Source organism: Ancylobacter lacus (assembly GCF_018390635.1).
GTDB lineage: Bacteria > Pseudomonadota > Alphaproteobacteria > Rhizobiales > Xanthobacteraceae > Ancylobacter > Ancylobacter lacus.
Map to the genome: position 1 here is coordinate 374,769 of NZ_JAHBGE010000044.1, position 13,509 is coordinate 388,277.

The 13,509-nt window shown below is 73.6% G+C and carries 13 protein-coding genes; all 13 read left to right on the forward strand.

Going from position 1 to position 13,509, the window contains the following annotated elements; all coding sequences use genetic code 11:
* Positions 1-148 precede the first annotated feature (148 nt).
* The 13 genes from KHC27_RS10625 (at position 149) to KHC27_RS10685 (ending at position 13,456) form a co-directional block, all read left to right on the forward strand.
* Positions 149-787, forward strand: a complete 639-nt coding sequence (locus tag KHC27_RS10625; protein ID WP_213338726.1) for a DUF2460 domain-containing protein — start codon at positions 149-151, stop codon at positions 785-787.
* Complete coding sequence (locus KHC27_RS10630; RefSeq protein ID WP_213338728.1) at positions 784-1,647, forward strand: DUF2163 domain-containing protein; 864 nt, start codon at positions 784-786, stop codon at positions 1,645-1,647. Before KHC27_RS10625 ends, KHC27_RS10630 begins: the two co-directional genes overlap by 4 nt.
* A gap of 3 nt (positions 1,648-1,650) precedes the next feature.
* Positions 1,651-2,133 (forward strand): NlpC/P60 family protein, encoded by a 483-nt coding sequence (locus KHC27_RS10635; RefSeq protein WP_213338729.1) that lies wholly within the window; start codon positions 1,651-1,653, stop codon positions 2,131-2,133.
* Positions 2,134-2,156: 23 nt separating this feature from the next.
* Positions 2,157-6,074, forward strand: a complete 3,918-nt coding sequence (locus tag KHC27_RS10640) for a baseplate multidomain protein megatron (RefSeq protein ID WP_213338731.1) — start codon at positions 2,157-2,159, stop codon at positions 6,072-6,074.
* A 31-nt stretch (positions 6,075-6,105) separates the two neighbouring features.
* The gene (locus KHC27_RS10645) at positions 6,106-6,807 is read left to right on the forward strand and encodes a DUF2793 domain-containing protein (protein ID WP_213338733.1); all 702 of its coding nucleotides are present in this window, start codon (positions 6,106-6,108) and stop codon (positions 6,805-6,807) included.
* 74 nt (positions 6,808-6,881) lie between these two features.
* Positions 6,882-7,184 carry a spike base protein, RCAP_Rcc01079 family gene (locus KHC27_RS10650; protein WP_213338735.1) on the forward strand — a complete coding sequence of 101 codons (303 nt, stop codon included), beginning with the start codon at positions 6,882-6,884 and terminating at the stop codon, positions 7,182-7,184.
* Positions 7,185-7,311: 127 nt separating this feature from the next.
* The gene (locus tag KHC27_RS10655) at positions 7,312-7,494 is read left to right on the forward strand and encodes a hypothetical protein (RefSeq protein WP_213338737.1); all 183 of its coding nucleotides are present in this window, start codon (positions 7,312-7,314) and stop codon (positions 7,492-7,494) included.
* A 22-nt stretch (positions 7,495-7,516) separates the two neighbouring features.
* Positions 7,517-7,660, forward strand: coding sequence for a hypothetical protein (locus KHC27_RS10660; protein ID WP_213338739.1), 144 nt, complete (start codon positions 7,517-7,519; stop codon positions 7,658-7,660).
* 1 nt (position 7,661) lies between these two features.
* Positions 7,662-9,578 carry an SGNH/GDSL hydrolase family protein gene (locus KHC27_RS10665; RefSeq protein ID WP_213338740.1) on the forward strand — a complete coding sequence of 639 codons (1,917 nt, stop codon included), beginning with the start codon at positions 7,662-7,664 and terminating at the stop codon, positions 9,576-9,578.
* A gap of 301 nt (positions 9,579-9,879) precedes the next feature.
* Positions 9,880-10,578, forward strand: coding sequence for a lysozyme (locus tag KHC27_RS10670; protein WP_213338741.1), 699 nt, complete (start codon positions 9,880-9,882; stop codon positions 10,576-10,578).
* A gap of 248 nt (positions 10,579-10,826) precedes the next feature.
* Positions 10,827-11,339, forward strand: a complete 513-nt coding sequence (locus KHC27_RS10675; protein WP_213338743.1) for a hypothetical protein — start codon at positions 10,827-10,829, stop codon at positions 11,337-11,339.
* A gap of 62 nt (positions 11,340-11,401) precedes the next feature.
* Entirely contained in the window at positions 11,402-12,073 is a 672-nt protein-coding gene (locus KHC27_RS10680; RefSeq protein WP_213338744.1) for a response regulator transcription factor, read from the forward strand.
* Positions 12,074-12,079: 6 nt separating this feature from the next.
* A complete protein-coding gene (locus KHC27_RS10685; RefSeq protein ID WP_213338746.1) occupies positions 12,080-13,456 on the forward strand; it encodes an ATP-binding protein in 1,377 nt (458 codons plus the stop codon).
* The last annotated feature ends 53 nt before the right edge of the window (positions 13,457-13,509 follow it).

The window sequence follows — 13,509 nt, forward strand, 5'->3', positions numbered from 1 at the left end:
CCGGCCGCCGCGTGCGGCCAGCGCGGGCTGTGAGGGCGGCGCGGCGTTCCGCCGGAAACGGCCGCCGGCCGCTCCGGTCCGCCACATGCCGGCCACGCCCGGCCCTTCGCCGTCCCTCCGTTCCACCGCCCGCCCTTGAGGAGCCGCCATGGCCGCCTTTCACGAGGCGCTGTTTCCGCTCGACGTCGCGCTGGGCGCGGCGGGCGGGCCGGAGCGCGTCACCGAGATCGTCACCACCGCCACCGGGCGCGAGGAGCGCAACACCCGGCTCGCCCATTCCCGCCGGCGCTGGGATGCCGGCTATGGCGTGCGCTCGCTGCCCCAGCTCGCCGCCGTGGTCGCCTTCTTCGAGGAGCGGCGCGGCCGGCTCTATGGCTTCCGCTGGCGCGACCGGCTCGACCACGGCTCCGCCGCGCCGGGGATGGCGCCGGGGCCGCTGGACCAGGTGCTGGGCGTTGGCGACGGCGCCACCGCCGCCTTCGCGCTGGCCAAGACCTATGGCGGCGCCCACGCGCCCTACCGCCGCCCCATCGCCAAGCCGGTCGCCGGCACGGTGCGGGTGGCGGTGGGCGGGGCCGAGGCGGCGCCGGGCGCCTTCTCCCTCGATCCCGCCGAGGGCGTGGTGCGCTTCGCCCCCGGCCACCTGCCGCCGCCGGGCGCGGCGGTGACGGCGGGCTTCCTGTTCGACGTGCCGGTGCGGTTCGACACCGATTTTCTCGAGGTGAACCTCTCCGCCTTCGAGGCCGGCGAGATTCCCCGCATTCCCATTCTGGAGATACGCCCGTGAGGACGCTGCCGCCTGCCTTCGCCGCCGGGCTCGCCACCGGCGCCACCACGCTGGCGCGCTGCTGGCGGCTGACCCGCACCGACGGGGTGGTGCTCGGCCTCACCGAACATGACGAGGACCTCACGGTGGACGGCACCCTGTTCCGCGCCGCTGGCGGCGTCGCCGGCACGGAAAGTCGCGCCGCGCTCGGTTTCGCGGTGGACGGCTCGGAGCTTTCCGCCGCGCTCTCCGCGGACGCGCTGAGCGAGGCCGATCTCGCCGCCGGCCGGGTCGACGGCGCCGAGGCCGAGCTGCTGCTGGTGGACTGGTCGAACCCCGCCAGCTTCGTGCGGCTACGGCGCGGGAGCATCGGCGAGGTGCGCCGGGAGGACGGCGTCTTCGCCGCCGAGCTGCGCTCACAGGCCGACCGGCTCAACGAGACCCGCGGCCGCCGCTTCACCGCCGGCTGCGACGCCGATCTCGGCGATGCCCGCTGCGGCGTCGATCTCGCCGCGCCCGGCCGCACCGGCTTCGGCCGGGTGGTGCAGCCGGACGGGGAGGGCGGCTTTCGCGCCACCGGGCTGGAAGGCTTCGCCTCCGGCGTGTTCACCCAGGGGCGGCTGGTCTTCACCGGCGGCGCCTGCGCCGGCTTCGCCACCGAGGTGAAGGTCCACCGGCTCGACGCCGGCGTGGCGCGGCTGGAGCTGTGGCAGCGCCCGCCCGAGCCGCTGGCGGCGGAGGATGCGTTCCGCGTCACCGCCGGCTGCGACAAGAGCTTCGCCACCTGCCGTGACCGCTTCGGCAACAGCGTCAATTTCCGCGGCTTTCCGCACATGCCGGGCAATGACCGGGTGCTGAAGGTCGCGCGGGCGGGGGGCTGAGCCATGGCCGGCGACCCCGTGCGCCCGCCGGCGGCTTCGCCCGTTCCCGCCGTCTCCGCGTCCCTCCGCGCGGCGCTGGTGGCGGAGGCGCGGGGCTGGATCGGCACGCCCTATCTCCACCGCGCCTCGCTGAAGGGCGAGGGCGCCGACTGCCTCGGGCTGGTGCGCGGGGTGTGGCGGGCGGTGATCGGCGCCGAGCCGGAGCCGCTGCCGGCCTATGCTCCCGACTGGGCCGAAGCCACCCGCGCCGAGCAGCTCGCCGCGGCCGGGCTGCGCCACCTCGTGCCGGTGGCGCCGGAGGCGGCGGCGCCGGGCGACGTGCTGCTGTTCCGCTGGCGGGCGCACCTGCCGGCCAAGCACGCCGCGATCCTCACCGCGCCGAACCGCATGGTCCACGCCCATGACGGCGCCGCCGTCGCCGAGGTGAGTCTCGCGCCGTGGTGGCGCCGGCGGCTGGCCTTCGCCTTCGCCTTCCCCGGCGCCTGATCCCCCCGCAACGGAGAACGACCATGGCGACACTCCTGCTCGGCGCGGCCGGCGCGTCGCTCGGCGGCGCGCTGTTCGGCCCGGTCGGGGCGCTGGCGGGGCGCGCGGCCGGCGGCCTCGGCGGCGCGATCCTCGACAACGCGCTGCTCGGCGGCAGCGGCAACACCGCCCGGCAAGGTCCCCGCCTCGGCGACATGCAGAACATGACCTCCACCGAGGGCGCGGCGATGCCGCGGCTCTACGGCCGCGCCCGGCTGTCCGGCCAGGTGATCTGGGCGCGGGACGTGGAGGAGGTGGTCTCCACCGCCACACAGTCCTCCGGCGGCAAGGGCTCCGCCCTCGGCGGCGGTTCCACGACGACGACGACCTACAGCTATTACGCCTCCTTCGCCGTGGGGCTGTGCGAGGGGCCGATCAGCCGGATCGGCCGGATCTGGGTGGATGGCGACGAGCTGGACCAGCAGGGCCTCACCGTGCGGCTGCACCATGGCGGCGCGACCCAGGCGCCGGACGGGCTGATCGAGGCGGTGGAGGGCGCGGGCAACGCCCCGGCCTATCGCGGCCTCGCCTATGTCGTGTTCGAGCGGCTGCCGCTCGCCGATTACGGCAACCGCCTGCCGCAGGTGAGCGTGGAGGTGGAGCGGGTCATCGGCGATCTCGAACCGCGCATCCGCGCGCTGACGCTGATCCCCGGCGCCACCGAGTTCGGCTACGACACCCGCGAGGTGGTGCGCGCCGCCGGGGCCGGCAGCTACGAGGCGGAAAACCGCCACGTCACCACCGCCGACACCGATGTGGAAACCGCGCTCGACCAGATGCTGGCCGCCTGCCCCTCTCTGGAGCGGGTGGCGCTGGTGGTGGCGTGGTTCGGCGACGACCTGCGCGCCGGCGCCTGCACCGTGCGCCCCGGGGTCGACCGCCGCGACAAGACCACCCGGGCCAACGGGGTGCTCGCGCCCTGGCGGGTGGCCGGGCAGGACCGCGCCACCGCGCATCTGGTCAGCCGCTACGACGGCGCCGCCGCCTATGGCGGCACCCCGTCCGACGCGGCGGTGCTGAACCTCATCGCCGCCCTGAAGGCGCGTGGGCTGAAGGTGACGCTCTATCCCTTCGTGATGATGGACATTCCCGCAGGCAACACCCTGCCGGACCCGTGGAGCGGGGCGGGCGCGCAGCCGGCCTATCCCTGGCGCGGCCGCATCACCTGCCACCCCGCGCCGGGGCAGGCGGGCTCGCCGGACGGCACCGCGGCGGCGGGGGCGCAGGTGGCGGCGCTGTTCGGCCGCGCCGTGCCGGGCGATTTCGGCGTCTCCGGCGGGCTGCCGGCCTATGCCGGGCCGGCGGAATGGAGCCTGCGCCGCATGGTGCTGCACTACGCCAAGCTCGCCGCGCTGGCCGGCGGGGTGGAGAGCCTCATCATCGGCTCGGAGATGGCCGCGCTCACCCGGGTGCGTTCCGGCCCCGGCGTCTATCCCGCCACCGCCCAGCTCGTGGCGCTGGCCACCGACGTCAAGGCGATGGTCGGGGCGGGCACGGTGGTGACCTACGCGGCGGACTGGACCGAATATGGCGCCCATGTCCGCGAGGGCGGGGCGGAGCTGCGCTTCCCGCTCGACCCGCTCTGGGCCTGCCCGGCGATCGACGCGGTCGGCATCGACTGGTATCCCCCGCTCGCCGACTGGCGCGACGGCAGCGGCCATCTCGACGCCGCGCTGGCGCCCGCCATCCATGACCGCGCCTATCTCGCGGCCAATGTCGCGGGCGGCGAGGGCTATGACTGGTACTATGCCGACGAGGCCGGCCGGCTCGCCCAGCAGCGCCTGCCGATCACCGACGGCGCCTATGGCGAGCCCTGGGTGTTCCGGGCCAAGGACCTCGCGGGCTGGTGGAGCAATGCCCATCACGAGCGGGTGGCCGGGGTGCGGCAGCCGGCCCCGACCGGCTGGGTGCCCGGTTCCAAGCCGGTGCGCCTCACCGAGATCGGCTGCGCCGCGGTGGACAAGGGCGCCAACCGGCCCAGCACCTTTCCCGACCCGAAATCGGTCGAGAACGGGCTGCCGCCCTTCTCGAACGGCGCGCGCGACGACCTGATCCAGCGCCGCCACCTCGAAGCGAGCTTCGATGCCTTCGCCACCGACGGGGTGAACCCGCCCGCGCCCGGCCTGCCCGGCGGCCGGATGGCCGACCCGGCCGCGCTGTTCTGCTGGACCTGGGACGCGCGGCCCTGGCCGGCCTTCCCGCTGGCACAGGAGGTGTGGGCGGACGGGGCGAACTGGTGGTCCGGCCACTGGCTCGGCGGGCGGCTCGGCGCCGCGCCGCTGGAGGAGCTGGTGCGGACCCTCGCCGCCGATTCCGGCGTCGCCCTGTCGGCGCGGGGGCTGCGCGGGGTGGTAGACGGCTATGTCGTCGACCGCCCCACCAGCGTGCGGGCGGCGCTGGAACCGCTCGCCCGCGCCTTCGCCTTCGACCTCACCGAGCGCGACGGCGCGCTGGTGGTCATGGCGCGCGGCGGCCCCCCGGTCGCGAGCCTGACCGATGACGACCTCGTGGCGGCGGGCAGCGACCCCGCGCTCCGGCTGGTGCGCGGCGCCGAGAGCGAACTGCCGCGGGCGGTGACGCTCGGCTTTCTCGACGCGCTGGCGGACTACCGGCAGGCGGCCTGCGCCTCCCGCCGCCTCGCCGGGGCGGCGCGGGAGGAGGCCGGCGCCGACCTCGCCGTCGTCACCCATCAGGGGGTGATGCAGGCCGCCGCCGAGATGTGGCTGCAGGACCTGTGGGCGACCCGGGAGACGGCAAGCTTCGCGCTGCCGCCCTCGCGGCTGGCGCTGGAGCCGGGCGACATCGTGCGGTTGGAGCGCGACGGCCGCAGCCGGCTGCTGGAGATCACCGGCATCGAGGACGCGGAGAGCCGCGCCGTCACCGCGCGCAGCGTCGACCCCGCGGTGTTCGATGTCGCGGTGCGCGGCAGCGGCCGCGGCGCCGTCGCCGCGCCCGCGCCGTCCGGGCCGCCGGAAGCGTGGCTGCTGGCGCTGCCGGCGCTGGCCTCCGCCGATCCGCTGCCGCTCGCTCATGTCGCGGCCTTCGCCGCGCCCTGGCCGGGCCGGCTGGCGGTGTGGCGGGCGGTGGACGGGGCGAGCTTCGAGCGGGCGGCGACGCTGGCCGCGCCCTCGGTGATGGGACTGACGGCGTCCGGCCTCGCCGCCGGCCCGCTCTGGCGCTGGCAGCGCGCGGCGAGCCTGGAGGTCGAGCTGTTCGGCGGGCTACTCGCCGGTGCCAGCGCCGAGGCGGTGCTGGGCGGCGCCAATGCGGCGGCGCTCCTCGACCCCGACGGCACGGTGGAGGTGATCCAGTTCACCGACGCCGAGCTGGTGGGCGCGCGGCGCTGGCGGCTCTCCGGCCTGCTGCGCGGCCAGCTCGGCACCGAGGCGCGCGCCGCCGCGCCGTGGCCTTCCGGCAGCCGCTTCGTGCGGCTCGACGGCAATCTCGCCACGGTTGCGGCCGGCACCGACCTCGTCGGCCGGGCGCTGGCGCTGCGGGTCGGCCGGGCCGACCGCGACCATGGCGACACCGCCGTCACCGCGCTGGACGGCACGGTGAGCGCCCGGGCGCTGCTGCCCTTCGCCCCGGTGCAGGCCCGCGCGCGGCGCGGCGGGGAGGGCGTGCGGCTCGGCTGGACCCGCCGCACCCGGCTCGGCGGCGACGGCTGGGATGGCGCCGACGTTCCGCTCGGCGAGACCGCCGAGGCCTACCGCGTCGACATTCTCGGCCCCGGCGGCGCGACCCTGCGCCGGATCGAGACCGCGGCGCCGACGCTGCTCTACGCCGCGGCCGAGGAGATCGCCGATTTCGGCGCCCCGCAACCGAACCTGTCGCTGCGCATCGCCCAGCTCTCGCCGGTGGCGGGAGCGGGCGCCGCGCTCGCCGTGACGCTCGCGACCTGACCCGGCGCGAGGCGATGTCGAAGGATCCGCCATGACCGACACCACCCCGCTGCTCGGCCTGCCGCTGCTCGCCGCCGCCCAGGCGCAGAAGCACGTCACCCATAACGAGGCGCTGGTCGCCCTCGACGCGCTGACCCAGCTCGCCGTGCTCGACCGCGACCGTACCGTGCCGCCCGAGGCCCCCGCCGCCGGCGACCGCCATCTGGTGGCGGCGGGCGCGGGCGGGGCCTTCGCCGGCCGGGCCGGGACGATCGCGCTGTTCGACGGCGACGGCTGGCGCTTTCTCCTGCCCCGGGCCGGCTGGCGGGCCCATGTCGCCGCCGAGCGGCTCACCCTCGTCCATGACGGCACGGCGTGGCGCGACACGCTGGCGGCGGGGCCGCTCGGCGGGGCGGTGGCGCTGCGGGTCGCGGAAGCCGAGGTGACGCTGGCCGGCGCCGCCACGGCGGCGGGCCTCGCCATTCCCGAGCGCGCGCTCGTGCTCGCGGTGGCGAGCCGGACGGTGGCCGCCATCACCGGCGCGGCTTCCTACGGTGTCGGCATTGCCGGCGAGCCCGGCATGTTCGGCAGCAGCCTCGGCATCGCCGCCGGCAGCACCAATATCGGCGTGATCGGGCCGCGCGCCTTCTACGCCGCGACGCCGCTGCTGGTGACGGCGGCGGGCGGCGGCTTCACCGGGGGCCGCGTGCGGCTCGCCCTCAGCTTCCTCGCCTTCGAGGCGCCGTCCGCGTGAACGGTCCCACCGCGCCCGTGCCGCCGGCCGGTCGGCCCGCGGGTGCCGCCGACTCATTCCCTCAGGAGATTCCGATGCCCTACGACCCCCGCAAGGACCCTTGGCAGGGCGTCTCGGTCTCGCCGGTCAGCCTCGGGCGCAGCGGCGCCCCGGTGAGCCCGAGCGACACCGAGGACCTGCCCCGCTATGCCCGCCTGCTCGTCTTCGTCCCCGCCGGGGCGACGGCGAGCGTGCGGCTGCTGCCGATCGCGAATGAGGACGATGCGCCGCTGACGCTGCCGCTGCCGGCGGGCCAGGCGAGCGTGCTGCCGTTCCTCGTGCGCCGCGTGTTCAGCACCGGCACCACGGCGGGCCTGACGATCCACACCATCGACTGAGGCCGCGCCCCCTTCGCGGCCGGTCCCCCGGCGGGCCCGCCGTCGAACCGGCGCGGCCGCCCCGACATGCAATCAGGAATTGTGCGACGTTCCGCCGGTTCGGCCGGACAACGCCAGGGATAACCAGATGAGCGAACTCTCCTGCCTTGCCAGCCTTTCCGCCCCCGCTTCCGACGCCTTCCCGACCGCCCCTTCCGGCACCGCCATCATCAGGTCGTCCGCCGATGCGCCGGCCGGCGCGATCCTGCCCCGGGTCGAGCCGGAGAGGCTGACGGGCGCTGGCGCCGGCGTCGGCGTCGGCCCGGTCTGAGCCGTCACCCAAGGAGGCTCGGATGCCCCTCTCGCTCGGGATCGATCTCGGTCTCGCCACCCACCAGAGCCCGGCCGGCGCCTCCGTCGACGGCTATGGCGGCCTGCTGCTCGCGGGCAGCTTCCTGACGCTCGGCACGCAGCGTCTCACCCTGGAGACCGCCTGACATGGCCACCATCGACATCGTCTCCCCCGGGGAGAGCGACAGCGCGTTGTCCGCCGCCATCACGGCGCTGCATGTCGGCGGCTGGAAGACCGTCGCCGATCTTGCCGTCCGGAACGCCCTGCCGGACCGCCGCCGTGCCGTCGGCATGGTGGTGTTCGTGGCGAGCGAGGGCATCGCCTACCAGCTCGTCGACGGCACCGACAACACCAGCTGGCGCCAGCTTCTCGCCGCCCCGGTCAGCGGTGTCTCCGGCGACACGGTGGTGGTGGATGGATTGACCACCGACACCACGCCGACCCTGACCGGGTCGGCTCCGCCCGGCGCCCCGGTCGAGGTCGTGGTGGTCAGCTCCGGCGGTACCGCGACCACGCTGACGACCACCGCGAACAGCGCCGGCGTGTGGACCGCGACGCTCTCGACGCCGGTCGGCAACTCCTACAAGGTCCATGCCCGCGTCCTGCCGGTGGCCTACAGCTTCGCGGTGGTTTCGGGCTGGAAGGCGGTCGCCACCATTGCCGACGCCAACCACAGCGGCCTCTACACCACCACCGGCTCGGACATCTCCGCCACTTATCGCCGCCCGCACTACATGACGGTGGCGCATGGCGGCCGGATGCGGTTGCGCTATTTCAACGGCTACCTTGACACCACGACCCCTTCCGAGGTGGCAGGGCCGAATGCGATCGCCGTCAAGGCGTCGATCGAATATCCCGCGGGGACCTTCACGCCGGTGACGTGGTCTGGGGCGGGCAGCGTCACCCTGACCGGCGGGCAGGTGCTGGACAGCGACGACATCATGATCGCCATACCGCCGGGAACCCAGTTCTGGACGCGCACCTATGTCAGCGTCGCCGGCGTCGGAATGAAATGGCCGCTCGGCTATGCGGTGGGCTCCACCGCGTCCACCAACATCCTCGGTATGAGCGGAGGCGGTCGCACGCTGAGCAGCGATCTCACCACCAGCGGCACCATCGCCAATCTCTCCACCACCTCGTACGGACCGAGCGCCGTTTTCGGCAATCCCGCTGTCGGTACCCGTTCGGTGGCCTTCGTTGGCGACTCCATTGCCACGGGACAGGGAGACCAGGACATCTCCGCCGGCAATGACGGCGGCTTCATCGTGCGCGCCATCAACAACCGCTATGGCTGGGTCCGCGTCTCCAGGCCGGGCGAACGGCTGCAGCAGGCGGCATTGAACTTCACGATGCGCGGGCAGATCATCAGCCAGGCGGCGACTCTCTTTATCTGCCAGCACGGCGTCAACGACCCTGGAGCGGGTCGCACCACAGCCCAGATGCAGGCGGACTACATCACTCTTTGGGGGTTGGTGTCGTCGCAGGGCATCCCTGTGTGGCAGACGACCCTGACGCCGCGCCCGGCCGCGGCCGCCGATGGCTGGATGACGCTTGCCGGGCAGACGCTCAGCAGCTCGGAGGGTGTTCGGTCGGGCGTTAACGTCTGGCTGAGGGACGGCGCCCCGATCATCGCTGGCGCGGCGGCGCCTGTGGGGTCCACGACCGCGATCCGCGCCGGAGAGACGGGGCACCCACTGGCGAAAGTGGTGGACAGCGCTGCGGCGGTCGAGGACCTCGCCACCGGCAAGTGGAAGCCGCCCTTCGACCTGCGGACGGTGACCGACGCCGTGACCGCCATCGGCTCGACCACGCTCACCTCGGCAACCGCGGCCTTCGCGGCGGGCGACCAGTGGAAGCGCATCTGGGTTTCGGGGGCGATGTCCTCGCCGGTGCAGATTTCGGCCGTCGTCAATGCGACCACCGTGACCCTGTCGTCGGCGGCGACGGCGACGCTTTCCGGTGCCACGGCGCTTTTCGGGACCCGCAACACCGATGACGGTGTCCACCCCACCACGCCGGGTCACAAGGCCATGGCTGACCGGCTGGTCGCCGCCGGGCTGTAAGGCTGGCGTCGGAGCTGCCGGCCTGGCGAGGTCGCGGCCCATGGCGGCCCCTTCCTTCGCCGTGGCTGTGGCGCGATCCGGCGGGTTGGCTGGGGCGCGGCATCGCTCGCGGTGCCGGGCCGTTCGAACGAACGTCCCGTTCGTGTTTCCTTACCTGCCCTTGTTACGCCGCGGCGGACCGTCGCCACGCCCCGGCGCGGGGCGTGGGCCCCGCCGTCCCGGCCGAGGGGGGATGCCTGCCGCGCGGCTCGGCTCGCCCGAGCGCGCCGGTTTCTTTTCCATCATCGCTGCGGAGCTACCCATGGCGCGCCATGTCAATGAGGAAGGTCTCGCCCTTATCCGGCAATGGGAGGGGCTGCGCCTCACCGCCTATCGCGATCCCGCCGGGATCTGGAGCATCGGCTATGGTCACACCGACGCCGCCGGTCCGCCCGCCGTCCGTCCCGGCCTCACCCTCACCGAACCGGAGGCCGCCGAGCTGCTGCGCCGCGATCTCGCCCGGTTCGAGACGGCGGTGGAGGCGGCGGTCACGGTGCCGCTGACCGACAACCAGTTCGCGGCTCTGGTGTCCTTCGTCTACAATGTCGGGCCGGCAAACTTCGCCCGGTCCACGCTGCTGAAGAAGCTCAATGCGGGCGATCATGGCGCGGTGCCGCGGGAGCTGGCCAAATGGACCAGGGCCGGCGGCAAGGCGCTGCCCGGCCTCGCCAACCGCCGGGCGGCCGAAGCTGGGCTATGGGCGAAGGGCGCCTTCGTGGCCTCGCAATATGTCGAGCCGGTCCCGGCGCCGAAGGTCGACGGGCTGGCCGGCCACGGCGCGGCGGCGACGCTGGCCGGGCTGGTGGGCACCGGCGCGACAGAGGCGGCGGAGCAGCTGCTGCCCTTCGCCAGCGCTTCCGCGCTTCTCCAGCATCTCTTCGTCGCGCTCTCCCTGCTGGGAGCGGCCACCACGCTGGTCGGGGTCTGGCAGAAGGCGCGGCAGGAGGCCGGGCTGGCGTGAGGCGGAGGGCATCCGCGGCCGTCCTTCCGGTGGCGGCGGCGCGCGACCCAGGCAAGGGAATTCCGCCGTCAGGCCGTGCGGGGGTTCCCGCCGCCTCGTCATTGCGGAAACACACCCATATGGCTGTCCGTCCGCGAGGCGCGGCCTCGCGTCGCGCAGGGGCTGTGGCCCGGCCGCGACCCTTGCCCGGGCGACCCGAAGCTGCAAGCCTTCGCCGGCAAACCCTTGGTAGAAGGTGGAGGTTCGTGATGCGCGCGGTGCTGGCCCCGGTACCGGCGGTCCACCTGACCTCGGCCCTTGCCGTATGCGCGGAGCGGGGGCGGGTGGCCTTCGGCACCCGTGATACCGACTTCTTTCCCGATCTCGCGCAGGAATACGGAGCCGGCATCGACGTCTTCGTCGTTGCGACCTCCGGTTACGGTGATCCCGATGGACTGGCCGGGCGCATCTTCTGTTCCACTTTCGCGGGATTCGTGCCAGCGGACAAGCGGCGCGGGCTGCACCCCGATCCCTCGGTGCGCCCTTACACGACGCTCGACCCGGCGGATCCCGACACACCCTGCTTCGGCTTCTGGGAGGTGAGCGGTCTTGCCCTCCTGCCTCCCGCCGTGCGGCTCGCCAGTTTCAGCGGGTTGAGCGGCAGCCGGCTGGCGAGGCCGCCCCGGCGGCCGCACTTCGTCACCATCTCGGTTGGCCTTCACCAGCTTGCCGCTGAGGCGGCGGGCGGGGGCGCCGCGTCGTGGTATCCCGCCCCGACCTGACATCCGCCGCGCGCGGTGGCATTCTCCCGTCGGCATTTTCGGTGATCTGTGGGGGAAAGCACGTGCGCCTGCTCGTCGTGGAGGACGATCCCGATCTCAACCGCCAGATCTATGAGGCGCTGACCGATGCGGGCTATGCCGTCGATCGCGCCTTCGACGGCGAGGAGGGCCACTATCTCGGCGAGAACGAGCCCTATGACGCGGTGGTGCTCGACATCGGCCTGCCCAAGCTCGACGGGCTTTCCGTGCTGGAATCCTGGCGGCGGGACGGGCGCAAGATGCCGGTGCTCATCCTCACCGCCCGTGACCGCTGGAGCGACAAGGTGCAGGGCTTCGATGCCGGCGCCGACGACTATGTCGCCAAGCCATTCCACATGGAGGAGGTGCTGGCGCGGGTGCGGGCGCTGCTGCGCCGGGCCACCGGCCATGCCGCCAGCGAGCTTTCCTGCGGGCCGGTGGCGCTCGACACCCGCTCCGGCCGGGTGAGCGTCGACGGCCGGCCGGTGAAGCTCACCTCGCACGAATACCGCCTGCTGGCCTATCTCATGCACCATGCCGGCCGTGTGGTGTCCCGCACCGAGCTGGTCGAGCATCTCTACGACCAGGATTTCGACCGCGATTCCAACACCATCGAGGTGTTCGTCGGCCGGCTGCGCAAGAAGCTCGGCATCGACGTGATCCAGACCGTGCGCGGCCTCGGCTATCTCCTGGCGGTGCCGGACGGTTCGCGCTGACCCCGGATGCGCCCCGGTTCGCTCGCGGTACGCCTGTTCGTCTCCGCCACCGTGGTCATGGTGGCGGTGCTGCTCGTGGTGGCGCTGGCGCTCGCCTCGATCTACCGCGAGGCGGTGGAGCGCGCCTTTGACCGCCGGCTGGACGTCTACCTCAAGACCATCGTCGCCGATGTCGCCAACGCCCCGGCGCGGACCATGCCGGAGCCGACCACGCTGGGCGACCCGGTGTTCGATTTCCCGCTCTCGGGCTGGTACTGGCAGATCACCCGCATCGACGGACCGGCCCGGCAGTACAAGACCGCGCGCTCGCTGCCGGAGGGCAACCTTCCGCTGCTGCTGGACCAGGGTTCGCCGGCCGATGTCAGCGGCCTGCGCGAAGGCTATGCCGAAGGACCCGCCGGCCAGCACCTGCGGCTGATCGAGCGGCTGGTCGATCTCGGCGAGGACGGGCGCTATGTCGTCGCGGTGGCGGCGGATTCGGCGGAAATCCAGGAGGAGGCGGCCGGCTTCAACACCGCGCTCGCCCTCACCTTCGCGGTGCTCGCCGCCGCCTTCCTCCTCACCCTGCTGTTTCAGGTGCGGTTCGGCCTGCGCCCGCTCAAGCGCATGCGCGCCGGTCTCGCCGCGGTGCGGGCCGGCACCGCCGAGAAGCTGGACGGCCGCTTTCCCGTCGAGATCGCGCCGCTGGTCGGCGAGGTCAACGCGCTGATCGACAGCAACCGCGAGATCGTGGAGCGGGCCCGCATGCATGTCGGCAATCTCGCCCACGCGCTGAAGACGCCCATCGCGGTGCTGCGCAACGAGGCGGCCAAGAGCGTCGGGGTCGATCCGCTCGCCGCCAAGGTGGACGAGCAGGCCGGCATCATGGCGGCGCAGGTGGCCCACCATCTCGACCGCGCCCGCATGGCGGCGCGGGTACAGGTCGTGGCGACGGTGGAGGAGGTGGCGCCGATCGTGGAGGCGCTCGCCCGCACGCTGGGCAAGATTCACCGCGGCCGCGGCATCGAGGTGGAAACCGAGGTCGCCGCCGGCGTCCGCTTCCGCGGCGAGCGGCAGGACCTCGAGGAGGTGCTCGGCAATCTCATCGACAATGGCTGCAAATGGGCCCGCTCGCTGGTCGAGGTGGCGGTGAGCCTGCCGCCCGCCGGGCTGGGGGAACGGGCCTTCTTCGAGGTGATCATCGACGATGACGGCCCCGGCCTCACCGAGGAACAGCGGGTTGAGGCGCTGAAGCGCGGCAAGCGGCTGGACGAGACCATGCCGGGCTCCGGGCTCGGCCTGTCCATCGTCAGCGAGCTGGTCGGCATCTATGGCGGCCGGTTCACGCTGGCAACCTCGCCCTTTGGCGGGCTGCGCTGTATCGTGCGGCTTCCGGCGGCGTGAGGGCCGCCAGCCAAGGTTTCGCCCGAATCGTCGGCTTTGTGCCAGGGTGACAC

Bases quoted from the DNA above. Each gene is read 5' to 3' on its own strand.
- KHC27_RS10625 (WP_213338726.1), top strand. From the start codon at position 149: ATGGCCGCCTTTCACGAGGCGCTGTTTCCGCTCGACGTCGCGCTGGGC.
- KHC27_RS10635 (WP_213338729.1), top strand. From the start codon at position 1,651: ATGGCCGGCGACCCCGTGCGCCCGCCGGCGGCTTCGCCCGTTCCCGCC.
- KHC27_RS10640 (WP_213338731.1), top strand. From the start codon at position 2,157: ATGGCGACACTCCTGCTCGGCGCGGCCGGCGCGTCGCTCGGCGGCGCG.
- KHC27_RS10645 (WP_213338733.1), top strand. From the start codon at position 6,106: ATGACCGACACCACCCCGCTGCTCGGCCTGCCGCTGCTCGCCGCCGCC.
- KHC27_RS10650 (WP_213338735.1), top strand. From the start codon at position 6,882: ATGCCCTACGACCCCCGCAAGGACCCTTGGCAGGGCGTCTCGGTCTCG.
- KHC27_RS10655 (WP_213338737.1), top strand. From the start codon at position 7,312: ATGAGCGAACTCTCCTGCCTTGCCAGCCTTTCCGCCCCCGCTTCCGAC.
- KHC27_RS10660 (WP_213338739.1), top strand. From the start codon at position 7,517: ATGCCCCTCTCGCTCGGGATCGATCTCGGTCTCGCCACCCACCAGAGC.
- KHC27_RS10665 (WP_213338740.1), top strand. From the start codon at position 7,662: ATGGCCACCATCGACATCGTCTCCCCCGGGGAGAGCGACAGCGCGTTG.
- KHC27_RS10670 (WP_213338741.1), top strand. From the start codon at position 9,880: ATGGCGCGCCATGTCAATGAGGAAGGTCTCGCCCTTATCCGGCAATGG.
- KHC27_RS10675 (WP_213338743.1), top strand. From the start codon at position 10,827: ATGCGCGCGGTGCTGGCCCCGGTACCGGCGGTCCACCTGACCTCGGCC.
- KHC27_RS10685 (WP_213338746.1), top strand. From the start codon at position 12,080: ATGCGCCCCGGTTCGCTCGCGGTACGCCTGTTCGTCTCCGCCACCGTG.